At 51.3% G+C, this 21,957-nt stretch carries 25 protein-coding genes; 19 read left to right on the plus strand and 6 right to left on the minus strand.

Features of this window, described 5'->3' with window-relative positions; translation table 11 throughout:
* The first annotated feature begins 2 nt into the window (after positions 1 to 2).
* From A9587_RS16960 to cdh, 14 genes are all read left to right on the plus strand, one after another.
* On the plus strand, positions 3 to 1,826 hold the full coding sequence (locus A9587_RS16960) for a phage tail protein (protein ID WP_105264063.1): 1,824 nt from the start codon (positions 3 to 5) through the stop codon (positions 1,824 to 1,826).
* Positions 1,826 to 2,404 (plus strand): tail fiber assembly protein, encoded by a 579-nt coding sequence (locus tag A9587_RS16965; protein WP_105264062.1) that lies wholly within the window; start codon positions 1,826 to 1,828, stop codon positions 2,402 to 2,404. The genes A9587_RS16960 and A9587_RS16965 overlap by 1 nt, the downstream gene beginning before the upstream one ends.
* Positions 2,405 to 2,532: 128 nt before the next feature.
* A complete protein-coding gene (locus A9587_RS16970; RefSeq protein ID WP_105281932.1) occupies positions 2,533 to 3,723 on the plus strand; it encodes a phage tail sheath protein in 1,191 nt (396 codons plus the stop codon).
* Positions 3,724 to 3,735: 12 nt separating this feature from the next.
* Entirely contained in the window at positions 3,736 to 4,254 is a 519-nt protein-coding gene (locus A9587_RS16975) for a phage major tail tube protein (RefSeq protein WP_001516653.1), read from the plus strand.
* 56 nt (positions 4,255 to 4,310) lie between these two features.
* Complete coding sequence (locus A9587_RS16980) at positions 4,311 to 4,586, plus strand: phage tail assembly protein (RefSeq protein WP_105281933.1); 276 nt, start codon at positions 4,311 to 4,313, stop codon at positions 4,584 to 4,586.
* Positions 4,583 to 4,738: a GpE family phage tail protein gene (locus A9587_RS16985; RefSeq protein WP_000143830.1), complete on the plus strand. Its 156-nt coding sequence runs from the start codon at positions 4,583 to 4,585 to the stop codon at positions 4,736 to 4,738. The genes A9587_RS16980 and A9587_RS16985 overlap by 4 nt, the downstream gene beginning before the upstream one ends.
* A complete protein-coding gene (locus tag A9587_RS16990; protein WP_105281934.1) occupies positions 4,731 to 7,178 on the plus strand; it encodes a phage tail tape measure protein in 2,448 nt (815 codons plus the stop codon). The genes A9587_RS16985 and A9587_RS16990 overlap by 8 nt, the downstream gene beginning before the upstream one ends.
* Before the next feature lie 14 nt (positions 7,179 to 7,192).
* Positions 7,193 to 7,672 (plus strand): phage tail protein, encoded by a 480-nt coding sequence (locus A9587_RS16995; RefSeq protein ID WP_105281935.1) that lies wholly within the window; start codon positions 7,193 to 7,195, stop codon positions 7,670 to 7,672.
* Positions 7,672 to 8,835 (plus strand): phage late control D family protein, encoded by a 1,164-nt coding sequence (locus A9587_RS17000; protein WP_016157990.1) that lies wholly within the window; start codon positions 7,672 to 7,674, stop codon positions 8,833 to 8,835. The genes A9587_RS16995 and A9587_RS17000 overlap by 1 nt, the downstream gene beginning before the upstream one ends.
* A gap of 81 nt (positions 8,836 to 8,916) precedes the next feature.
* Entirely contained in the window at positions 8,917 to 9,135 is a 219-nt protein-coding gene (gene ogrK / locus A9587_RS17005) for a prophage transcriptional regulator OgrK (RefSeq protein ID WP_000468308.1), read from the plus strand.
* Between the two features lie 237 nt (positions 9,136 to 9,372).
* On the plus strand, positions 9,373 to 10,275 hold the full coding sequence (gene fieF, locus A9587_RS17010; protein ID WP_001076732.1) for a CDF family cation-efflux transporter FieF: 903 nt from the start codon (positions 9,373 to 9,375) through the stop codon (positions 10,273 to 10,275).
* Positions 10,276 to 10,455: 180 nt separating this feature from the next.
* Entirely contained in the window at positions 10,456 to 11,418 is a 963-nt protein-coding gene (gene pfkA / locus A9587_RS17015; protein WP_001517511.1) for a 6-phosphofructokinase, read from the plus strand.
* 318 nt (positions 11,419 to 11,736) lie between these two features.
* A complete protein-coding gene (sbp, locus tag A9587_RS17020) occupies positions 11,737 to 12,726 on the plus strand; it encodes a sulfate/thiosulfate ABC transporter substrate-binding protein Sbp (protein WP_016262739.1) in 990 nt (329 codons plus the stop codon).
* A 104-nt stretch (positions 12,727 to 12,830) separates the two neighbouring features.
* Positions 12,831 to 13,580 (plus strand): CDP-diacylglycerol diphosphatase, encoded by a 750-nt coding sequence (gene cdh, locus A9587_RS17025; RefSeq protein ID WP_010376556.1) that lies wholly within the window; start codon positions 12,831 to 12,833, stop codon positions 13,578 to 13,580.
* A gap of 42 nt (positions 13,581 to 13,622) precedes the next feature.
* On the opposite strand, the gene tpiA is transcribed toward cdh, so the two are convergent.
* Together tpiA and A9587_RS17035 are read right to left on the minus strand one after the other, a co-directional pair.
* Entirely contained in the window at positions 13,623 to 14,390 is a 768-nt protein-coding gene (gene tpiA / locus A9587_RS17030) for a triose-phosphate isomerase (RefSeq protein WP_001216325.1), read from the minus strand.
* A gap of 107 nt (positions 14,391 to 14,497) precedes the next feature.
* Positions 14,498 to 15,097, minus strand: a complete 600-nt coding sequence (locus tag A9587_RS17035) for a YiiQ family protein (RefSeq protein ID WP_000834907.1) — start codon at positions 15,095 to 15,097, stop codon at positions 14,498 to 14,500.
* Positions 15,098 to 15,197: 100 nt separating this feature from the next.
* Between A9587_RS17035 and A9587_RS17040 the strand changes: the two genes are divergently transcribed.
* From A9587_RS17040 to uspD, 3 genes are all read left to right on the plus strand, one after another.
* A complete protein-coding gene (locus A9587_RS17040) occupies positions 15,198 to 15,638 on the plus strand; it encodes a DUF805 domain-containing protein (protein ID WP_000155271.1) in 441 nt (146 codons plus the stop codon).
* A 211-nt stretch (positions 15,639 to 15,849) separates the two neighbouring features.
* The gene (locus tag A9587_RS17045; protein ID WP_000655993.1) at positions 15,850 to 16,149 is read left to right on the plus strand and encodes a DUF406 domain-containing protein; all 300 of its coding nucleotides are present in this window, start codon (positions 15,850 to 15,852) and stop codon (positions 16,147 to 16,149) included.
* Between the two features lie 11 nt (positions 16,150 to 16,160).
* A complete protein-coding gene (gene uspD, locus A9587_RS17050; protein WP_000323548.1) occupies positions 16,161 to 16,589 on the plus strand; it encodes a universal stress protein UspD in 429 nt (142 codons plus the stop codon).
* Positions 16,590 to 16,593: 4 nt separating this feature from the next.
* Here uspD and fpr read toward each other — a convergent pair whose 3' ends face one another.
* The 4 genes from fpr to glpF all read right to left on the minus strand — a co-directional run bounded on the left by fpr (position 16,594) and on the right by glpF (position 21,053).
* The gene (gene fpr / locus A9587_RS17055) at positions 16,594 to 17,340 is read right to left on the minus strand and encodes a ferredoxin--NADP(+) reductase (RefSeq protein ID WP_000796325.1); all 747 of its coding nucleotides are present in this window, start codon (positions 17,338 to 17,340) and stop codon (positions 16,594 to 16,596) included.
* Between the two features lie 96 nt (positions 17,341 to 17,436).
* Entirely contained in the window at positions 17,437 to 18,447 is a 1,011-nt protein-coding gene (gene glpX / locus A9587_RS17060) for a class II fructose-bisphosphatase (protein ID WP_001250656.1), read from the minus strand.
* Between the two features lie 229 nt (positions 18,448 to 18,676).
* Positions 18,677 to 20,185: a glycerol kinase GlpK gene (gene glpK, locus A9587_RS17065; RefSeq protein WP_001517514.1), complete on the minus strand. Its 1,509-nt coding sequence runs from the start codon at positions 20,183 to 20,185 to the stop codon at positions 18,677 to 18,679.
* Positions 20,186 to 20,207: 22 nt separating this feature from the next.
* Positions 20,208 to 21,053 carry a glycerol uptake facilitator protein GlpF gene (gene glpF / locus A9587_RS17070; protein ID WP_105264015.1) on the minus strand — a complete coding sequence of 282 codons (846 nt, stop codon included), beginning with the start codon at positions 21,051 to 21,053 and terminating at the stop codon, positions 20,208 to 20,210.
* Between the two features lie 425 nt (positions 21,054 to 21,478).
* Between glpF and zapB the strand changes: the two genes are divergently transcribed.
* Positions 21,479 to 21,724: a septal ring assembly protein ZapB gene (gene zapB / locus A9587_RS17075; protein ID WP_077627654.1), complete on the plus strand. Its 246-nt coding sequence runs from the start codon at positions 21,479 to 21,481 to the stop codon at positions 21,722 to 21,724.
* Between the two features lie 161 nt (positions 21,725 to 21,885).
* Positions 21,886 to 21,957 (plus strand): hypothetical protein (locus A9587_RS25095; protein WP_001675268.1); only part of this gene is annotated, 72 nt, incomplete at its 3' end.

Genomic DNA, 21,957 nt, shown 5'->3' on the forward strand with positions numbered 1-21,957 from the left:
TAATGAGCGCAAAGTTCCAAACCGTTATCACTACTGCCGGTGCAGCAAAGCTGGCAGCGGCGACTGCACCGGGAGGCAGGAAGGTCAACATTACCACGATGGCCGTCGGGGACGGTGGCGGTCAATTGCCGGTGCCGGATGCCGGACAGACAAAACTTGTTAATGAGGTCTGGCGACATGCCCTGAATAAAATCAGTCAGGACAATCGACACAGTAATTATATTATCGCAGAGCTGGTCATCCCGCCGGAGGTGGGCGGTTTCTGGATGCGTGAGCTTGGCCTGTACGATGATGCGGGAACGTTAATTGCTGTGGCGAACATGGCCGAAAGTTATAAGCCCGCTCTTGCCGAAGGCTCAGGGCGTTCGCAGACCTGCCGCATGGTCATCATCGTCAGCAGTGTGGCCTCAGTGGATCTGACCATCGACACCACAACGGTGATGGCGACGCAGGATTACGTTGATGACAAAATTGCAGAGCACGAACAGTCACGACGCCACCCGGACGCCTCACTGACTGCAAAAGGTTTTACTCAGTTAAGCAGCGCGACCAATAGTGAATCTGAAACGCTGGCCGCAACGCCGAAAGCGGTAAAGGCCGCCTATGACCTTGCTAACGGGAAATATACTGCACAGGATGCCACTACAGCGCGAAAAGGCCTTGTTCAGCTCAGTAGCGCCATCAACAGCGATTCTGAAACGCTTGCGGCAACGCCAAAGGCGGTTAAGACAGCGTATGACCTTGCTAACGGGAAATACACTGCGCAGGACGCTACTACAGCGCGAAAAGGGCTTGTTCAGCTCAGTAATGACACCAACAGCGATTCTGAAACATTTGCCGCGACTCCGAAAGCGGTGAAAGCTGCCAATGATAATGCAAACAGACGCGTTCCTGACGGGCGTAAGGTCAATGGCAAACCACTGACCAATGATGTCAATGTTACATCGCAGGATATTTTTAACAGTCAGAGTATTGAGATTGGTGCAAACCAGAATCTGGATAATTACAAAACGCCGGGACTGTACCATCAGCCACTGAATGCGAATACAAGCGCATCGCTGAAATACCCGGAGAATCTTGCAGGTACTCTGGTTGTGCTTAAAAATGCCGGAATAACACAAATTTACTATGTCTATAACACATCAAGAAGCTATACCCGCAGCCAGTATTCAACGGGGGGCTGGACATCATGGACACCGCAGGATTCATTTCCGGTAGGTGCTCCAATCCCGTGGCCTTCTGATTCAGTACCTACAGGCTATGCCCTGATGCTGGGGCAGACTTTTGATAAAGCAGCCTATCCCCTGCTTGCAGCAGCTTATCCGTCAGGGGTGATTCCAGATATGCGCGGCTGGACAATCAAGGGCAAACCCGCCAGTGGTCGCGCCGTATTATCACAGGAACAGGACGGCATTAAATCGCATACTCACAGCGCTAGTGCGTCAAATACGGATTTGGGAACGAAAACAACCAGTTCGTTTGATTACGGAACAAAAACGGTCAGCACATTTAACCATGGGACGAAATCTACTAATAGCACGGGGAATCATGCTCACTCATTTACAGTATTAAATGAAGAGCAGAAAGACGGGCCAAACGCCGCGGGGGCGACGGGGAAATCAGTAGGAACAGTAACGACCTCCTCAGCCGGTAACCATGCCCATACTGTCGATATTGGTCAGCATAACCACACCGTAGGTATTGGTGCCCATGCACATACTGTGGCATTGGGGGCGCACGGACACACCATCACGGTCAATGCTACGGGGAATTCAGAGAACACCGTAAAAAATATTGCATATAACTATATTGTGAGGCTTGCATAATGGCTTTCAGAATGAGTGCAGAAGCACAAACTATCCGCGTTTTCAATTTACTTGATGGAACCAATGAGTTTATTGGCGAAAGTGATGCATATATTCCGCCGCATACAGGTCTGCCTGCAAACAGTACAGATATTGCACCGCCTGATATTCCTGCTGGTTATGCAGCCGTTTTCAATGCAGATGAAATGAAATGGGAACTGATGGAAGACCATCGCGGAAAGACCGTCTATGAAACGAAAACGGGAGCAGCCATTTATATTTCTGAACTTGGCGTATTACCTCCAGACGTGACAGCCATTTCCCCGGATGGGGATTATCAGAAATGGAACGGAAATGCGTGGGTGAATGATGAGAATGCAGAGCGTGATGCGCTTGTCAGAGCGGCTGACTCTCAGAAGAAAGAGCTGATTGCATATGCAGGTGAAATTATTGCCACTCTGCAGGATGCTGTCGATTTAGATATGGCTACCGAGGAAGAAAAGTTAAGCCTGACACACTGGAAAAAATACCGTGTGCTACTGAATCGCGTTCAGCCGGAAGATGCTCCGGATATAGAATGGCCTGAACTACCGCAATAAACACAGGCGGGCTGATTGCCCGCCTTTTCTTTATCTGTTGTTTCATCCACTGGCCAGCCAGGTCAAATAGCGTCTCATGCTCTGCACAACAGAAAATAGTTGCACCCATTAACCACGGAGTTAAACGGATGAGTGACTATCATCACGGCGTGCAGGTGCTGGAGATTAACGACGGCACCCGCGTCATTTCCACCGTATCCACGGCCATTGTCGGCATGGTCTGCACGGCCAGCGATGCGGATGCGGAAACCTTCCCCCTCAATAAACCGGTGCTGATTACCAATGTGCAGAGCGCAATTGCAAAGGCTGGTAAAAAAGGCACGCTGGCGGCGTCGTTGCAGGCCATCGCTGACCAGTCAAAACCGGTCACCGTTGTCGTGCGTGTTGAAGACGGCACCGGCGACGACGAAGAAACGAAACTTGCGCAGACCGTTTCCAATATCATCGGCACTACCGACGAAAATGGTCAGTACACCGGACTGAAAGCCCTGCTGGCGGCGGAGTCGGTAACCGGTGTTAAACCGTGTATCCTCGGTGTGCCGGGGCTGGATACCAAAGAGGTGGCTGTTGCACTGGCATCAGTCTGTCAGAAGCTGCGCGCTTTCGGGTATATCAGCGCATGGGGCTGTAAGACCATTTCCGAGGTGAAAGCCTACCGTCAGAATTTCAGCCAGCGTGAGCTGATGGTCATCTGGCCGGATTTCCTCGCATGGGATACGGTCACCAGTACCACCGCCACCGCGTATGCCACCGCCCGTGCGCTGGGTCTGCGCGCTAAAATCGACCAGGAGCAGGGCTGGCATAAAACACTGTCCAACGTTGGGGTGAACGGTGTTACCGGCATCAGCGCATCTGTATTCTGGGATTTGCAGGAGTCCGGCACCGATGCTGACCTGCTTAACGAGTCAGGCGTCACAACGCTGATTCGCCGTGACGGTTTCCGCTTCTGGGGTAACCGTACCTGCTCTGATGACCCGCTGTTCCTCTTTGAAAACTACACCCGCACCGCGCAGGTGCTGGCCGACACGATGGCTGAGGCGCACATGTGGGCGGTGGACAAGCCCATCACCGCAACGCTGATTCGCGACATCGTTGACGGCATCAATGCCAAATTCCGTGAGCTGAAAACAAACGGCTATATCGTGGATGCGACCTGCTGGTTCAGCGAAGAATCCAACGATGCGGAAACCCTCAAGGCCGGAAAACTGTATATCGACTACGACTATACCCCGGTGCCTCCTCTCGAAAACCTGACCCTGCGCCAGCGTATCACCGATAAATACCTGGCAAATCTGGTCACCTCGGTTAACAGCAATTAAGGAGCCTGACCGATGGCAATGCCGCGCAAACTCAAATACATGAATGTCTTTCTGAACGGCTACAGCTATCAGGGCGTTGCAAATTCCGTCACGCTGCCAAAACTGACCCGTAAGCTCGAAAATTATCGCGGTGCGGGAATGAACGGCAGCGCACCGGTAGACCTCGGCCTTGATGATGATGCGCTGTCAATGGAGTGGTCGCTCGGTGGATTCCCGGATTCGGTTATCTGGGAGCTTTACGCTGCAACCAGTGCTGATGCCGTACCGATTCGTTTTGCTGGTTCTTACCAGCGCGACGATACCGGCGAAACGGTGGCCGTCGAAGTGGTCATGCGTGGGCGTCAGAAAGAAGTCGACACCGGAGAGGGTAAACAGGGAGAGGATACCGAATCGAAACTCCCGGTGATTTGTACTTATTTCCGGCTGACGATGGACGGTAAGGAGCTGGTCGAAATCGACACCATCAACATGATTGAGAAGGTGAACGGCGTCGACCGGCTGGAGCAACACCGCCGAAATATCGGCCTGTGATTTTCATACGGTCAGCCAGGCTGACCGGTTAACCCTGATTCAGAAGTGAGAAAACCATGAACAAAGAAAATGTCATTACCCTGGAAAATCCGGTCAAACGTGGTGAGCAGGTTATCGAACAGGTCACGCTGATGAAACCCAATGCCGGGACGCTGCGCGGTGTCAGTCTGGCTGCGGTTGCAAACTCCGAAGTCGATGCACTGATTAAGGTGCTGCCGCGCATGACGGCACCGATGCTGACCGAGCAGGAAGTCGCCGCGCTGGAACTGCCTGACCTTGTGGCGCTGGCCAGTAAGGTGGTCGGTTTTTTGTCTCCGAACTCGGTGCAGTGACGTTTCCGAAAAATCTGTCGGTCGATGACCTGATGGCGGATGTGGCAGTGATATTTCACTGGCCGCCATCAGAACTGTATCCCATGAGCCTGACCGAACTCATCACATGGCGCGAAAAGGCGCTCCGGCGAAGCGGAAACACGAATGAGTAACAATGTAAAATTACAGGTATTGCTCAGGGCTGTTGACCAGGCATCCCGCCCGTTTAAATCCATCCGTACAGCGAGTAAGTCGCTGTCGGGGGATATCCGGGACACACAAAAATCACTGCGCGAGCTGAACGGTCAGGCATCCCGTATTGAGGGATTTCGCAAGACCAGCGCACAGCTCGCCGTGACTGGTCAGGAACTGAAAAAAGCCAGACAGGAAGCCGCAGCTCTGGCTGTCCAGTTTAAAAATACTGAACGACCGACAAATGCACAGGCAAAGGCAATGGAAGCCGCGCGTAAAAATGCGTCTGAGTTACAGGCGAAATATAACAGCCTGAGATTGTCGGTACAGCGCCAGCGTCAGGAATTGAGTCAGGCGGGTATTAATACCCGTAATCTGGCGCATGATGAACGAGGGCTGAAAAACCGTATCAGTGAAACCACCGCACAGCTTAACCGGCAGCGTGACGCGCTGGCGCGTGTCAGTGCACAACAGGCACAACTTAATGCAGTAAAACAGCGTTATCAGGCCGGAAAGGAACTGGCCGGAAACATGGCCTCAGTGGGCGCTGCTGGTGTGGGGATTGCGGCGGCGGGAACGATGGCCGGAGTTAAGCTGCTGATGCCCGGCTATGAGTTTGCGCAGAAAAACTCAGAATTGCAGGCCGTGCTGAGTGTGGCAAAAGACTCCGCCGAAATGACCGCACTCCGCAAGCAGGCGCGCCAGCTCGGCGACAATACCGCAGCCTCGGCAGATGATGCAGCCGGTGCACAGATTATCATTGCGAAAGCGGGTGGAGATGCTGCGGCTATTCAGGCAGCAACGCCGGTCACACTGAATATGGCACTGGCAAACCAGCGGTCGATGGAAGAAAACGCGCAATTGTTGCTGGGGACTAAGGCATCCTTTCAACTGTCAAATGATGATGTCAGCCATGTGGGCGACGTGTTGTCGGCAACGATGAATAAGTCGGCGGCTGATTTTCAGGGACTCAGTGATGCACTGACTTACCTCGGCCCGGTTGCGAGGACGGCAGGTGTAAGTCTTGAGCAGGCAGCGGCCATGACCGGTGTGCTGCATGACAATAACATCAGGGGGTCAATGGCGGGTACGGGTAGCAGTGCCGTTGTCACCCGATTACAGGCACCGACTGGAAAAGCATGGGATGCACTCAAAGAGCTTGGCGTTAAAACCTCGGACAAAAAGGGGAATATGCGTCCGTTGTTCACCATTCTGAAAGAGATTCAGGCCAGCTTTGATAAGCATAAGCTGGGAACGTCTCAGAAGGGGGAATACCTTAAAACCATTTTTGGTGAGGAAGCCCTGAAATCAGCGAACGTTTTACTGGCAGCGGCAGCAAGCGGAAAACTGGATACGCTGACCGCCACGCTGAAAGCCTCGGACGGTAAAACGGAAGAGCTGGTTAAAATCATGCAGGATAACCTCGGCGGTGACTTTAAGGAGTTTCAGTCCGCTTATGAGGCGGTAGGGACTGACCTGTTTGACCAGCAGGAAGGCGCACTGCGTAATCTCACGCAGACGGCCACAAAGTATGTGTTAAAACTCGACGGCTGGATACAGAAAAACAAATCACTGGCGTCAACCATCGGCCTCATTGCCGGTGGCGCACTGGTGCTGACTGGCATCATCGGTGCCATTGGTCTTGTAGCCTGGCCGGTTATCACCGGCATCAATGCCATCATCGCGGCAGCAGGCGCAATGGGGGCAATCTTCACGACGGTTGGCAGTGCTGTTATGACCGCCATCGGGGCGATTAGCTGGCCGGTAGTGGCCGTGGTGGCCGCCATTGTCGCCGGGGCGTTACTTATCCGTAAATACTGGGAGCCTGTCAGCGCATTTTTTGGCGGTGTGGTTGAAGGGCTGAAAGCGGCATTTGCGCCGGTGGGGGAACTGTTCACGCCACTTAAACCGGTGTTTGACTGGCTGGGTGAAAAGTTACAGGCCGCGTGGCAGTGGTTTAAAAACCTGATTGCCCCGGTCAAAGCCACCCAGGACACCCTGAACCGTTGCCGTGACACGGGCGTCATGTTCGGGCAGGCACTGGCTGACGCGCTGATGCTGCCGCTTAATGCGTTCAACAAACTGCGCAGTGGTATTGACTGGGTACTGGAAAAACTCGGTGTCATCAACAAAGAGTCAGACACACTTGACCAGACCGCCGCCAGAACTCAAGCCGCCACGTATGGCAGCGGTGGTTATATTCCGGCGACCAGCTCTTATGCAGGTTATCAGGCTTATCAGCCGGTCACGGCACCGGCTGGCCGCTCTTATGTAGACCAGAGTAAAAACGAATATCACATCAGCCTGACGGGTGGTACTGCGCCGGGGACACAGCTTGACCGCCAGTTACAGGATGCGCTCGAAAAATACGAGCGGGATAAACGTGCGCGCGCCCGTGCCAGCATGATGCATGACGGTTAAGGAGGTGACGAAAAATGATGCTCGCGTTAGGTATGTTTGTTTTTATGCGCCAGACGCTGCCACACCAGACCATGCAGCGTGAATCAGATTATCGCTGGCCGTCAAATTCCCGTATCGGTAAACGGGATGCCTACCAGTTTCTCGGTGTGGGTGAGGAAAACATGACGCTTGCCGGTGTGCTTTATCCTGAACTGACCGGCGGAAAGCTGACGGTGACCACGCTCAGACTGATGGCAGAGGAAGGCCGGGCGTGGCCGTTGCTGGATGGCACTGGCATGATTTACGGCATGTATGTCATCAGCAAGGTGAGTGAAACAGGGAGTATTTTCTTTGCAGACGGCACACCCCGAAAAATTGATTTTACGCTGTCGCTCACCCGCGTTGACGAATCACTGGCCGCGCTTTATGGCGATATCGGTAAACAGGCGGAATCGCTCATCGGTAAGGCTGGCAGTATGGCGACTAAATTCACAGGAATGACGGGGGCGGGATAATGCTGGATGCACTGACATTTGATGCAGGCAGTACGCTGACGCCGGATTACATGCTGATGCTCGACAGCAGGGATATTACCGGCAATATCAGCGACCGTCTGATGAGCATGACTCTGACGGATAACCGGGGCTTTGAGGCTGACCAGCTTGATATTGAACTGAACGATGCCGACGGGCAGGTCGGACTGCCGGTTCGTGGCGCTGTCCTGACGGTGTATATCGGCTGGAAAGGTTTTGCCCTGGTATGCAAAGGGAAATTTACCGTTGATGAGGTTGAACACCGGGGCGCGCCGGATGTGGTCACCATCCGCGCCCGGAGTGCAGATTTTCGCGGGACGCTCAATTCCCGCCGGGAAGGCTCCTGGCATGACACCACGCTCGGTGCGATTGTTGAGGCGATAGCCACCCGTAACAGGCTGGAAGCCAGTGTCGCTCCGTCACTGGCCGGAATTAAAATCCCGCACATCGACCAGTCGCAGGAGTCCGATGTGAAATTCCTGACCCGTCTTGCTGAACGCAACGGCGGTGAGGTGTCGGTAAAAATGGGAAAACTGCTGTTTCTCAAAGCGGGGCAGGGGGTGACGGCCAGCGGTAAAAAAATCCCTCAGATTACCATCACCCGCAGCGACGGTGACCGTCATCATTTTGCGATTGCTGACCGTGGAGCCTATACCGGCGTAACAGCAAAGTGGTTACACACCAAAGACCCGAAGCCGCAAAAGCAGAAGGTAAAACTGAAACGCAAAAAGAAAGAGAAACACCTGCGCGCACTGGAGCACCCGAAAGCTAAACCGGTCACGCAGAAGAAAGCGCCAAAAGTACCGGAAGCGCGCGAAGGTGAATACATGGCCGGTGAGGCTGACAATGTTTTTGCCCTGACCACGGTATATGCCACAAAAGCGCAGGCCATGCGCGCCGCTCAGGCGAAGTGGGATAAACTGCAACGGGGTGTGGCGGAGTTCTCCATCAGCCTGGCTACCGGTCGGGCAGATATTTACACGGAAACACCGGTTAAAGTGTCAGGCTTTAAGCGCGTCATAGACGAGCAGGACTGGACAATCACTAAGGTGACACATTTTCTGAATAATAGCGGCTTCACGACGTCCTTAGAGCTTGAGGTCAGGCTTTCTGATGTGGAGTACGAAACAGAAGATGATGAGTGATGCTTTTATTTTATCTGTTTGTTTTATAAGGATAAATTAACTAAAATGGCAACATCAACAAAACCGGAAGAGGTGCTCGCGATGTTTCATTGTCCTTTATGCCAGCATGCCGCACATGCGCGTACAAGCCGCTATATCACTGACACGACAAAAGAGCGTTATCACCAGTGCCAGAACGTGAATTGCAGCGCCACGTTCATCACCTATGAGTCGGTACAGAGATACATCGTGAAGCCGGGAGAAGTCCACGCCGTAAGGCCGCACCCGTTGCCGTCAGGGCAGCAAATTATGTGGATGTAATTACAAACATGAAGCCCCTCAGTCGAGGGGCTTATTTATAGTCGATGTGGACGCTATGTGGACAGTGGTTGATATAAATCCATTTATATCATCAGGTTAGGTGCTTTTTTGTGACACCATCCCTGTCTTCCCCCACATGATGTGGGGGTTTTTTTTATCCTCAATTTGCCTGTTGCTTAATGCATTGCAGATGATTTGCTTCCGTTATACTACCGTCAGTTGATAGCGGGAGTATTTATGAATCAATCTTATGGACGGCTGGTCAGCCGGGCGGCGATTGCTGCGACGGCGATGGCTTCGCTGCTATTGCTGATTAAAATTTTTGCATGGTGGTATACCGGTTCGGTGAGTATTCTCGCCGCGCTTGTCGACTCGTTGGTGGATATTGGTGCGTCACTGACCAATTTATTGGTGGTGCGTTATTCGTTGCAACCGGCGGATGACGAACATACTTTTGGTCATGGTAAAGCGGAATCCCTGGCTGCGTTGGCGCAAAGTATGTTTATCTCTGGTTCGGCGTTGTTTTTGTTTTTAACCGGGATCCAACATCTGATTTCACCGACGCCAATGAATGATCCTGGTGTCGGTATTATCGTCACAATTGTCGCGTTAGTTTGCACCATCGTTCTTGTCTCGTTTCAGCGTTGGGTGGTTCGCCGTACACAAAGTCAGGCGGTGCGTGCAGATATGCTCCATTATCAGTCTGATGTTATGATGAACGGCGCGATTTTGCTGGCACTTGCATTATCCTGGTATGGCTGGCATAGCGCAGATGCCCTGTTTGCTTTGGGTATTGGCATCTATATTTTATATAGTGCGTTACGCATGGGGTATGAGGCGGTACAGTCATTGCTGGATCGCGCGTTACCCGATGAGGAGCGGCAGGAAATTATTGATATCGTGACTTCCTGGCCGGGAGTAAGCGGCGCTCACGATCTTCGCACGCGGCAGTCAGGGCCGACTCGCTTTATTCAGATTCATTTGGAAATGGAAGACTCTCTGCCTCTGGTTCAGGCGCATATGGTGGCTGATCAGGTAGAGCAGGCTATTTTACGGCGTTTTCCAGGCTCGGATGTCATTATTCATCAGGACCCTTGTTCCGTCGTGCCCAGGGAAGGTAAACGGTTTGAGCTATCATAATGCTTGCGAAAAGAGAGCCAGACCCGCATTTTGTGTATAAATTACCGCCATTTGGTCTGACCTGAATCAATTCAGCAGGCAGTGGTTGTTATACTATCTGCATATTCGTTTGGTGTTCGATATGCAGAATCGACTTCCGGCAACAGATTTCATTTTGCATTCCAAAGTTCAGAGGTAGTCATGATTAAGAAAATCGGTGTGTTGACAAGTGGCGGTGATGCGCCTGGCATGAACGCAGCAATCCGTGGTGTCGTACGTGCGGCGCTGTCGGAAGGTCTGGAAGTCATGGGGATTTATGACGGCTATCTGGGCCTGTATGAAGACCGTATGGTTCAGCTTGACCGTTACAGTGTGTCTGACATGATCAACCGTGGTGGTACATTCCTCGGTTCTGCGCGCTTCCCTGAATTCCGCGACGAAAACATCCGCGCGGTGGCTATCGAAAACCTGAAAAAACGTGGCATCGATGCGCTGGTTGTTATCGGCGGTGACGGTTCCTACATGGGTGCAATGCGTCTGACCGAAATGGGTTTCCCATGCATTGGTCTGCCAGGCACCATCGACAACGATATCAAAGGTACTGACTACACCATCGGTTTCTTCACTGCACTGAGCACTGTTGTAGAAGCGATCGACCGTCTGCGTGATACATCTTCTTCTCACCAGCGTATTTCAGTGGTGGAAGTAATGGGTCGTTACTGTGGCGACCTGACTCTGGCTGCAGCAATCGCCGGTGGTTGTGAATTTGTTGTTGTACCGGAAGTCGAATTCAGCCGTGAAGATCTGGTAAACGAAATCAAAGCGGGTATTGCGAAAGGTAAGAAACACGCGATTGTGGCGATCACTGAACACATGTGCGATGTCGATGAACTGGCGCATTTCATCGAGAAAGAAACCGGTCGTGAAACTCGTGCAACCGTGCTGGGCCACATCCAGCGTGGTGGTTCTCCGGTGCCTTATGACCGTATTCTGGCTTCCCGTATGGGCGCATATGCGATTGATCTGCTGCTGGCAGGCTACGGTGGTCGTTGCGTAGGTATTCAGAACGAACAACTGGTTCACCATGACATCATCGACGCTATCGAAAACATGAAGCGTCCGTTCAAAGGTGATTGGCTGGACTGCGCGAAAAAACTGTATTAATGATATCGGGAAAAGGCAGATTTCTTTTGCCTGAAACCGATGACAAAAGCAAAAATGCCTGATGCGCTTCGTTTATCAGGCCTATATGAATTCTGCAATTTATTGAATTTGCAAATTTTTGTAGGCCGGATAAGGCGGTTACGCCGCATCCGGCATGAACAAGCGTACATTGTCAGCAATTTGAGGCGGATTCATTCCGCCTTTTTTACTCCCCCATATATACCCTCAGGTTATATCCAATCTTTTTTTATTCTTTAATGTTTGATTCACGTTCTGGCACGCTTTGCTTATCACAACACAACATAAGAGAACCGGGCGATGAACAAGTGGGGCGTAGGGTTTACATTTTTGCTGGCGGCGACCAGCGTTATGGCAAAGGATATTCAGCTTCTTAACGTTTCGTATGATCCTACGCGCGAGTTGTACGAACAATACAACAAAGCGTTCAGTGCCCACTGGAAGCAGCAAACGGGCGATAACGTAGTGATTCGTCAGTCGCACGGCGGCTCAGGTAAACAGGCAACGTCGGTGATTAACGGCATAGATGCTGATGTAGTGACGCTGGCGCTGGCTTACGACGTGGATGCGATTGCTGAACGTGGTCGAATTGATAAAAACTGGATCAAACGTCTGCCGGATAACTCCGCGCCGTACACCTCCACCATTGTCTTCCTGGTGCGCAAGGGTAATCCGAAGCAAATCCATGACTGGAACGACCTGGTTAAGCCCGATATTTCAGTGATCACGCCTAACCCGAAAAGCTCTGGTGGCGCCCGCTGGAACTACCTGGCAGCGTGGGGATACGCGCTGCATCACAATAATAACGATCAAGCGAAAGCACAGGATTTCGTGCGGTCGTTGTATAAAAACGTTGAAGTTCTGGATTCCGGCGCGCGTGGCTCTACTAATACTTTCGTCGAACGTGGTATTGGTGATGTGCTGATAGCCTGGGAAAACGAAGCACTGCTGGCAACGAATGAATTGGGGAAAGATAAATTCGAAATCGTCACGCCGAGCGAGTCTATTCTCGCGGAACCGACGGTGTCGGTTGTTGATAAAGTGGCGGAGAAAAAAGGCACCAAAGAGATCGCAGAAGCCTACCTGAAATATCTCTATACCCCAGAAGGTCAGGAGATTGCAGCCAAAAACTATTACCGTCCGCGCGATCCGGAGATAGCGAAAAAATATGAAAACGCTTTTCCGAAGCTGAAATTGTTTACCATCGATGAAGAGTTTGGCGGCTGGACGAAGGCGCAAAAAGAGCATTTTTCTAACGGTGGTACGTTCGACCAAATCAGCAAACGTTAATTTTGTTGAAGGTAACCAGGCCCGGAGGCATCTTGCGACCGGGTTTTTTATTTGTCACGATTTTGCGTTACCCTTGCATCTCTTTGAGGTACAGGGAAAAAACGATGAAAAAAACGGTTATTTTCATTTTGGTGATGATAGTTATCGCCGTTGCTGCGGGTTTCGGCTACTGGAAATTTACCGGTGATTCGGAGGTATTACGTAAGATTGTCCTTGAGCAATGTTTGCCCAATCAGCAGCAAAACCAAAACCCTTCGCCATGTGTGGAGGTAAAACCTAATGCCGGGTATGTGGTTTTAAAAGACATTAACGGCCCACTGCAATATCTGTTGATGCCAACGTATCGTATTAACGGTACTGAAAGCCCTTTGTTGACTGATCCTTCAACGCCTAACTTCTTTTGGTTGGCCTGGCAGGCGCGTGATTTTATGAGCCAAAAATACGGTCAGCAGATTCCCGATCGTGCGGTATCTCTGGCGATTAACTCCCGCACCGGGCGCACGCAAAATCATTTTCATATTCATATTTCTTGTATTCGTCCAGATGTACGCGAACAACTGGATAACAATCTGGCGAACATCAGTAGTCGTTGGTTGCCGCTGCCGGGCGGATTACAGGGGCATGAATACCTGGCGCGTCGGGTAACTGAAAGCGAATTAGTACAACGTAGTCCGTTTATGATGTTAGCGGAAGAAGTGCCTGGGGCACGGGAACATATGGGAAGTTACGGGCTGGCGATGGTACGACAGAGTGATAACTCGTTTGTATTGCTGGCGACGCAACGAAATCTCCTGACGCTGAATCGTGCTTCAGCCGAGGAAATTCAGGATCATCAGTGTGAGATTTTGCGTTAAGGCGAGTTAAGTGCCGGATGTGATATCCGGCACCTGTCAGACTTAAGCCTGTTTAGCGGCTTCTGCAGCTTTAACGATTACTGCGAAGGCGTCGGCTTTCAGAGAAGCACCGCCAACCAGTGCGCCGTCGATGTCCGGCTGAGCGAACAGTTCGGCGGCGTTAGAGGCGTTTACAGAACCGCCGTACTGGATGATCACTTGTTCAGCGATGTTAGCGTCAACTTTAGCGATGTGATCACGGATGAATTTGTGAACAGCCTGAGCCTGCGCTGGAGTTGCAGATTTGCCAGTACCGATTGCCCATACGGGTTCGTAAGCGATTACTGCACCTTCGAATGCAGCAGCACCCTGAGTTTTCAGCACCGCGTCGATCTGACGTGCGCACACTTCTTCAGTTTTGCCCGCTTCGTTTTCAGCTTCGGTTTCACCGATGCACAGAACCGGAGTCAGACCCTGCTCTTTCAGCACAGCGAATTTTTTCGCGATCAGTTCGTCAGACTCTTTGTGGTAAGTACGACGTTCAGAGTGACCGATGATGATGTACTGTGCGCCGATGTCTTTCAGCATAGCGGCAGAGGTTTCACCGGTGAATGCGCCGGACAGGTTCAGATCCACGTTCTGCGCGCCCAGCATGATGTGGCTGCCTTCAGCTTCACGCTTCGCCATATCGATGTACATTTCCGGTGGTGCGATTGCAACCGCACAGCCAGCAACACCTGCCAGCTCTTTACGCAGGTTAGAAACCAGCTCGTGAACCATGTGGCGGCTGCCGTTCAGTTTCCAGTTACCCATCACTAAAGGATGTCGCATTTTAATTCTCCACGCTTATAAGCGAATAAAGGAAGATGGCCGCCCCGCAGGGCAGCAGGTCTGTGAAACAGTATAGAGATTCATCGGCACAAAGGCTTTGCTTTTTGTCATTTATTCAACCCTTCAAGCGATTCAGATAGCGCCAGCTTAATCGGTTCAACAGCGAAGGTTAGCCCTTTTTCGCCGTTGTCCGCGACAACATAGCGCAATGCGCCTTCTGTCTCGGTGTAATAACGTTTGTTTTTCCCCGCAGTAAGGAGTGATTGCAGCTTTTTTTGGCTCTGTGTTTTGGTCATCAGCGGGGTAAGCGTGCGGATCATTGCCGCCATGTATTCCTGGGCTTTTGCTTTAGCGGCTTTTTGCTCTGGTCCCTGGATTGGTAGCCAGGTAATTTGAATACTTTTGATTTTTAAAGTGCCGCGCTCCAGCGCCGTAGAGGCATACAAGTTCTCGTTAATTTTACTGGCGGCGCGAGTCAGGTTGGCTTTGTCGGGGCTGCTGTCGATGGCGCGAAATTCGTTCAGTGGCAGATTGGGATTCTGGCTGTTAAAGTCTTCTCGAAACTGGCTGATGGAGAGATCGAAAGTGGGGGCACCAGCCAGCAGGTAGGGCGCTGTCGTTGCCGTGCCAGGCGATTGTGCGTGCACCGTTGCACTAACGGATAACACAACAGATAAGAGAAAAAACAGTGAACACCCTGACTTCATCGGCAGTACCTTTTGTTATGACTGGGTTCGATTAAAACGATATCTGTCGCCCTTGTCAAAAGGGTAGAATCCTGGAAAAGACAACCATCAAGGAACTTACATGACCATACAGCAATGGTTATTCTCGTTTAAAGGGCGTATTGGACGCCGTGATTTCTGGATTTGGATTGGCCTCTGGATCGTTGGGATGCTGGTGCTTTTCTCACTGGCAGGTAAAAAATTACTCGATATCCAGACCGCCGCGTTTTGCCTTGTGTGCCTGTTATGGCCGACAGCGGCAGTGACGGTGAAACGGCTGCACGATCGCGGCCGTTCTGGCGCATGGGCATTTTTGATGATTGTAGCGTGGATGCTTCTGGCGGGTAACTGGGCGATTTTACCGGGCGTCTGGCAATGGGCGGTAGGGCGTTTTATTCCGACGTTGATTCTGGTGATGATGCTTATTGATCTTGGCGCATTTGTCGGCACGCAAAGCGCAAATAAATACGGAAAAGACACCCAGGACGTAAAGTATAAGTCCGAGAATAAATCAAGCCATTAGTCCTTAATATATCTCTTATTGCTATTTTTATCCGGGATCGTTATTTCCACGTTGCAAATGACGATGCCCGGAAAATCTTCTTCATTTCCTTATCTTAAGCAATATCAAAAAAAATGGTAATCCATAAGATCATTACTTGTTTGTTCTTCTCTTAACGGCGCATTATTCTTAAGTGGCAATCGACAGAGAGGCGAATATACAGAGGTGCCCTATGAAAGATGTCGTAGATAAATGCAGTACTAAAGGATGTGCGATTGATATCGGTACGGTTATTGATAACGATAACTGTACCAGCAAACTTTCGCGCTTTTTTGCCACCCGCGAAGAAGCAGAGTCCTTTATGACTAAACTGAAAGAGCTTGCTGCTGCCGCATCCTCTGCGGATGAAGGGGCCAGCGTGGCTTATAAGATTAAAGATCTGGAGGGGCAGGTTGAGCTTGATGCGGCCTTCACCTTCTCATGCCAGGCCGAGATGATTATTTTTGAGTTATCACTGCGTTCACTTGGTTAATGGAGTTAAACATGGCTTATAAACACATTGGCGTGGCAATTTCCGGGAATGAAGAAGATGCCTTACTGGTGAACAAAGCCCTGGATCTCGCCAGACATAACGATGCCCACCTGACGTTAATTCATATCGATGATGGCTTAAGCGAGTTGTATCCGGGTATCTACTTTCCGGCAACAGAAGATATTCTTCAACTGTTGAAAGATAAGTCGGATAACAAACTGTATAAACTGACGAAAAATATTCAGTGGCCGAAGACGAAACTGCGCATTGAGCGCGGAGAAATGCCAGAAACACTGCTGGAAATTATGCAAAAAGAGCAGTGCGACCTCCTTGTCTGTGGTCATCACCACTCGTTTATCAACCGTTTGATGCCAGCATATCGCGGAATGATCAATAAGTTGAATGCGGATCTACTCATCGTGCCGTTTATCGATAAGTAACCGCTTACCAGTAATGCTCCGCTGTCATGTGGCCCGGTCGACGACGTAAATGTTTCGTCATCTGCCGGGTCTCTTTCAGCAGTTGCTGCGTATCACGCACCATCTGCGGATTGCCACACAGCATCACATGGCTGGTCTCTTTGTTCATTGGTAGGCCAACCGCATTTTCCAGTTCACCACTTTCAATCAACGCCGGTATCCGGCCGGTAAGTGAACCCGCTACCGTTTCCCGGCTGACCACCGTCTGAATGCGCAGTTTTCCCTCGTAGCGTTTTTCCAGTTCCTGCATAAGAGGCAAATAGCTTAAGTCGGCGGCATAACGTGCGGCGTGAACCAGTACCAGATTTTTGAAGCGATCTAAATCTTTGCCCAATTGTAGAATCGATAAATAGGGGCCAATCGCCGTACCGGTCGCCAGCATCCAAAGTGTTTCGCAATCCGGCACTTCATCCAGCACAAAGAACCCTGCCGCCTCGCTAACGACCTGCACTTCGTCACCCGGTTTTAGCGCCGCCAGTCGCGGGCTTAATTTGCCATCGGGGACGGTGACCAGATAAAACTCCAGATCGGGATTGTCGGGCGAGTTCACATAGGAGTAGGCACGCTGAACGCGTTCGCCATCAATTTCAAGGCCAAGTTTGGTGAATTGCCCGGCGGTAAACGGAAGCACGGGAGCGTGAACGGTGAGACTAAACAGGGCGTCGGTCCAGTTCTGCACTTTAGTGACTTTGCCTGTTACCCAATCAGCCATGTTTCTCTCCTGTTTTGATTGACTTGCCTTATCTTCGTTCTCCGAACAAAAAAATTCCAGTCCCGAAGGACTGGAAGGCTCAATCGATCAAATCGATCAGAGAATATGCACCTGCATTTCCGGGTCTTTACGATCCAGATAATGAATCGACTGAATGCGACGAATGGTACGTGACTTACCACGGATCAGCAGCGTTTCAGTGGTGGCAATATTGCCTTTGCGGCTAATCCCTTCCAGCAGATCGCCTTTGGTGATGCCGGTGGCAGAGAAGATGACGTTATCGCTACGCGCCATATCGCCCAGACGCAGCACTTTACCGGCTTCAATACCCATTGCTTTGCAGCGTGCCAGTTCCTGTTCGCCAATGCGGCGATTTTCCAGGTTATCACCTTTGACATCATGGCGTGCCAGCAGACGGCCGTTCATATCGCCATCTAATGCACGGATCACCGCCGCAGAAACCACACCTTCTGGCGCACCGCCAATGCCGTACAGCACATCAACTTCGCTATCCGGCATACAGGTAAGAATGGAGGCGGCGACGTCGCCATCCGGAATAGCAAACACGCGCACGCCGAGTTGTTGCATTTCTGCGATAACCGCGTCGTGGCGTGGTTTCGCCAGAATCGTTACCGTCAGTTCGCTTAACGGTTTGCCGAGTGCCGTTGCAACATTGCGCAGGTTATCCGCCAGCGGCAGATTCAGGTCGATGACGCCTTTGGCACCAGGTCCGACGATCAACTTCTCCATATACATATCCGGTGCATTGAGGAAGCAGCCTTTATCGCCTACAGCCAGCACTGCCAGCGCGTTAGCCTGGCCCATCGCTGTCATTCGCGTACCTTCAATCGGATCAACAGCAATATCCACCGCATCACCGCGACCAGTACCGACTTTTTCACCAATGTAGAGCATCGGCGCTTCGTCGATTTCACCTTCACCAATGACGATGGTGCCGTCAATGTTGACCTGGTTGAGCATGATACGCATGGCATTTACTGCCGCACCGTCAGCGGTATTTTTATCGCCGCGTCCTAACCATTTGTAGCCAGCCAGCGCCGCAGATTCAGTGACGCGGGAAAATTCGATGGCAAGTTCTCGTCTCATAGCAAACTCTAAGCAGTAAGGAATGGCGCGAAGTGTAGCACAGGGGAGGGGGCGGATTATTGATGTGTGCGGGGATTGCCCCCGCACGGAGCCATAGTCTGCGACATGCCGGATGCGGCGTGAACGCCTTATCCGGCCTACACAAAATGGCATCGGTTCGTAGGCCTGATAAGACGCGTCAGCGTCGCATCAGGCAATCAGCATCAGGCAATCGGTCAGATGCCTGACATTACTCCTCGTGTTCTTCCCACGCCATTGCACGTTTAACCGCTTTTTTCCAGCCTGCGTAACGGTAATTACGCTCGGTAGTTTCGATGCCTGGACGGAACTCGCGTTCAATCACCGCTTTCTCTTGCAGTTCGTCGAGATTTTGCCAGAAGCCAACCGCCAGACCGGCGAGATACGCCGCACCTAAGGCGGTAACTTCGCGAACTTCCGGACGCTCAACGCGAGTGCCAAGAATGTCCGACTGGAACTGCATCAGGAAGTTATTCGCCACCGCGCCGCCGTCCACGCGCAGGGCGTGCAGGCGAATACCGGAGTCAGCCTGCATTGCTTCCAGCACATCGCGCGTCTGATAGGCAATGGATTCCAGTGTCGCGCGGATAATGTGATTAGCGTTCACGCCACGAGTCAAACCGAAAATCGCCCCGCGTGCATACGGATCCCAGTACGGTGCGCCCAAGCCGGTAAAGGCCGGAACGACATATACACCGTTGGTGTTTTGTACTTTGGTCGCAAAATATTCGGAATCGTCGGCGTCGCTAATCAACTTCATTTCATCACGCAGCCACTGAATGGATGCCCCCGCCATAAACACCGCACCTTCCAGCGCATAGTTCACTTCCCCGCCTGGGCCACAGGCGATGGTGGTCAGCAGGCCGTTTTCTGATTTCACCGCTTTATCGCCGGTGTTCATCAGCATAAAGCAGCCGGTGCCGTAGGTATTCTTCGCCATCCCTTCTTTCACGCACAACTGACCGAATAGCGCCGCCTGCTGATCACCCGCGATCCCAGCGATCGGAATACGAGTGCCGCCTTTGCCGCCAATGTTGGTCTGGCCGTACACTTCAGAAGAGCGACGCACTTCTGGCAGCATCTCGCGCGGGATATCCAGCGCGTCGAGCATTTTGTCGTCCCAGTCCAGAGTATGGATGTTGAATAACATGGTACGGGATGCGTTGGTGTAATCGGTCACGTGAACGCGGCCCTGAGTCATTTTCCAGATAAGCCAGGTATCAACCGTACCGAACAGCAACTCGCCACGACGTGCACGCTCGCGAGAGCCTTCCACATGGTCAAGGATCCACTTCACTTTGGTGCCGGAGAAGTATGGGTCAATGACCAGACCGGTGTTATTACGAATGTACTCTTCCATGCCATCGCGCTTGAGATGCTCGCAGATCTCGGCGGTACGACGGCACTGCCAGACGATGGCGTTATAGATCGGTTTGCCGGTTTCTTTTTCCCAGACGATAGTGGTTTCACGCTGGTTAGTAATACCAATAGCTGCAATTTGATCGGAACTGATATCGGCTTTCGCCAGCACTTCCACCAGCGTGGAGCTTTGGGTGGCCCAGATTTCCATTGGGTCGTGTTCTACCCAGCCTGGTTTTGGGTAGATTTGCTCAAATTCGCGCTGTGAGACGCTAATGATATTGGCATCGTGATCCATCACGACTGCGCGGGAGCTGGTTGTGCCCTGGTCGAGTGCAACGATATATTTTTTTTCAGTCATGTTTAATTGTCCCGTAGTCACATTACAGTGAAGCTTTTTGTTCTGAAGGAGTTGTGATCTCCTTTTCTTCCACAACACAGATATCGCAAGGCAAATGGCGGCCAATCAGTTTGCGGTAGGCAAATGCACCTACAATCGCACCGACGATAGGGCCAAAAAGCGGCACCAGGAAGTAAGGAATGTCTCTGCCGCCGGTAAAGGCGACATTGCCCCAGCCCGCCAGCCAGGCAAAGACTTTCGGACCGAAGTCACGCGCTGGGTTCATGGCAAAACCCGTCAATGGACCCATAGATGCGCCAATGACCGCAATCAGTAGACCAATCAGCAAGGGAGCCAAAGGGCCGCGTGGTACACCGTTGCCATCGTCCGTTAACGCCAGGATCAGCCCCATCAGAATAGCGGTAATCACCATCTCAACTGCGAAAGCCTGCACAAAATTGATATGAGGATTAGGGTAAGTAGAGAAAGTGCCTGCCAGATCAACACTTTCAACGCTGCCGCGAACAATGTGATGAGTCTGCTCGAAGTCGAAAAATAAATTGTAGTAAAGCCCGTAAACTAAAGCCGCAGCACAGAAAGCGCCGGCAACTTGTGAAACGATAAAAGGAATAACTTTGCGCTTGTCGAAACAGGCAAACAGCCACAATGCAATGGTAACAGCGGGATTAAGATGCGCGCCGGAAACCCCTGCGGTCAGGTAGATGGCCATTGCCACCCCCAGTCCCCAAATGACACTGATTTCCCACTGACCAAAAGACGCACCAGCGACTTTTAGTGCTGCAACGCAACCCACACCGAAAAAAATCAACAACCCGGTACCGAGGAATTCAGCAATGCACTGGCCTTTCAAGGTTGATGTTTGACTCATAATCGGATCCTGAAGAGTTAATGTTTGTTGTATGCGTGAAAGTCACGGACCTCCACGATGCTTGTAGGCATGCTGTAAACTTATCGTTAACGAGCAAAAACGAGAAATATCGAACTTAAAATGTGTGTGCTTCGTCATAAAATGAGCGTTATCGCGCCATTTATTCCATCATGTTTACACATGATGCATGTTTGTTAGATCATTAGTGCAACAAATTTATTAACATTTTCGATTGGTGTGGATTATGTCACCAGGAGAAGGATGAAAAGTGTGGCAAACCGTAATCTGCAAGGCGTGCCGCTGGACAGCGATGGCGCGGCTTCATACAATCGAAGCTAACTAAAGTGCGCTCGTATTTATTAAGGCGTCACCGATAATCGGGACGAGGATTTTTATCCATCAACGCCTTGCAATTCAGGAGAGGTATGACAATGTCATTAGAAGTGTTTGAGAAACTGGAAGCAAAAGTACAGCAGGCGATTGATACCATCACTCTGTTGCAGATGGAAATCGAAGAGCTGAAAGAAAAAAACAACTCACTGTCGCAGGAAGTTCAGAATGCCCAGCATCAGCGCGAAGAACTGGAGCGTGAGAACAACCATCTGAAAGAACAGCAGCACGGCTGGCAGGAACGTCTGCAGGCACTGCTGGGTCGTATGGAAGAAGTTTGATTACGCGTTATCTTTCGTGTAATCGTTTTGCCGTGTAGGCCAACAGGTAACACGTAAAAAAAAGGCACCTTGCGGTGTAATGCCGATCAGTTAAGGATCAGTTGACCGATCCAGTGGCTGTGTAAGAATCCGGAAACGCTCACTCGTTTCCGGATTTTTTTATGCACATTGGACAGGCCCTTGATCTGGTATCCCGTTACGATTCTCTGCGTAACCCACTGACTTCTCTGGGG

The sequence above is a fragment of the Escherichia sp. MOD1-EC6162 genome (assembly GCF_002965125.1).
In the GTDB taxonomy this organism is placed as follows: Bacteria; Pseudomonadota; Gammaproteobacteria; order Enterobacterales; family Enterobacteriaceae; genus Escherichia; species Escherichia marmotae.

Excerpts from the sequence above, each read along its gene's own strand:
- sbp (WP_016262739.1), top strand. The coding sequence starts at position 11,737 with ATGAACAAGTGGGGCGTAGGGTTTACATTTTTGCTGGCGGCGACCAGC.
- fieF (WP_001076732.1), top strand. The coding sequence starts at position 9,373 with ATGAATCAATCTTATGGACGGCTGGTCAGCCGGGCGGCGATTGCTGCG.
- A9587_RS16990 (WP_105281934.1), top strand. The coding sequence starts at position 4,731 with ATGAGTAACAATGTAAAATTACAGGTATTGCTCAGGGCTGTTGACCAG.
- A9587_RS16995 (WP_105281935.1), top strand. The coding sequence starts at position 7,193 with ATGATGCTCGCGTTAGGTATGTTTGTTTTTATGCGCCAGACGCTGCCA.
- uspD (WP_000323548.1), top strand. The coding sequence starts at position 16,161 with ATGGCTTATAAACACATTGGCGTGGCAATTTCCGGGAATGAAGAAGAT.
- glpK (WP_001517514.1), bottom strand. The coding sequence starts at position 20,185 with ATGACTGAAAAAAAATATATCGTTGCACTCGACCAGGGCACAACCAGC.
- A9587_RS17045 (WP_000655993.1), top strand. The coding sequence starts at position 15,850 with ATGAAAGATGTCGTAGATAAATGCAGTACTAAAGGATGTGCGATTGAT.
- tpiA (WP_001216325.1), bottom strand. The coding sequence starts at position 14,390 with ATGCGACATCCTTTAGTGATGGGTAACTGGAAACTGAACGGCAGCCGC.
- cdh (WP_010376556.1), top strand. The coding sequence starts at position 12,831 with ATGAAAAAAACGGTTATTTTCATTTTGGTGATGATAGTTATCGCCGTT.
- A9587_RS16980 (WP_105281933.1), top strand. The coding sequence starts at position 4,311 with ATGAACAAAGAAAATGTCATTACCCTGGAAAATCCGGTCAAACGTGGT.
- A9587_RS16965 (WP_105264062.1), top strand. The coding sequence starts at position 1,826 with ATGGCTTTCAGAATGAGTGCAGAAGCACAAACTATCCGCGTTTTCAAT.
- zapB (WP_077627654.1), top strand. The coding sequence starts at position 21,479 with ATGACAATGTCATTAGAAGTGTTTGAGAAACTGGAAGCAAAAGTACAG.
- pfkA (WP_001517511.1), top strand. The coding sequence starts at position 10,456 with ATGATTAAGAAAATCGGTGTGTTGACAAGTGGCGGTGATGCGCCTGGC.
- A9587_RS16960 (WP_105264063.1), top strand. The coding sequence starts at position 3 with ATGAGCGCAAAGTTCCAAACCGTTATCACTACTGCCGGTGCAGCAAAG.
- A9587_RS17040 (WP_000155271.1), top strand. The coding sequence starts at position 15,198 with ATGACCATACAGCAATGGTTATTCTCGTTTAAAGGGCGTATTGGACGC.
- ogrK (WP_000468308.1), top strand. The coding sequence starts at position 8,917 with ATGTTTCATTGTCCTTTATGCCAGCATGCCGCACATGCGCGTACAAGC.
- glpX (WP_001250656.1), bottom strand. The coding sequence starts at position 18,447 with ATGAGACGAGAACTTGCCATCGAATTTTCCCGCGTCACTGAATCTGCG.
- A9587_RS17000 (WP_016157990.1), top strand. The coding sequence starts at position 7,672 with ATGCTGGATGCACTGACATTTGATGCAGGCAGTACGCTGACGCCGGAT.
- A9587_RS16975 (WP_001516653.1), top strand. The coding sequence starts at position 3,736 with ATGGCAATGCCGCGCAAACTCAAATACATGAATGTCTTTCTGAACGGC.
- A9587_RS16970 (WP_105281932.1), top strand. The coding sequence starts at position 2,533 with ATGAGTGACTATCATCACGGCGTGCAGGTGCTGGAGATTAACGACGGC.
- glpF (WP_105264015.1), bottom strand. The coding sequence starts at position 21,053 with ATGAGTCAAACATCAACCTTGAAAGGCCAGTGCATTGCTGAATTCCTC.
- A9587_RS17035 (WP_000834907.1), bottom strand. The coding sequence starts at position 15,097 with ATGAAGTCAGGGTGTTCACTGTTTTTTCTCTTATCTGTTGTGTTATCC.
- fpr (WP_000796325.1), bottom strand. The coding sequence starts at position 17,340 with ATGGCTGATTGGGTAACAGGCAAAGTCACTAAAGTGCAGAACTGGACC.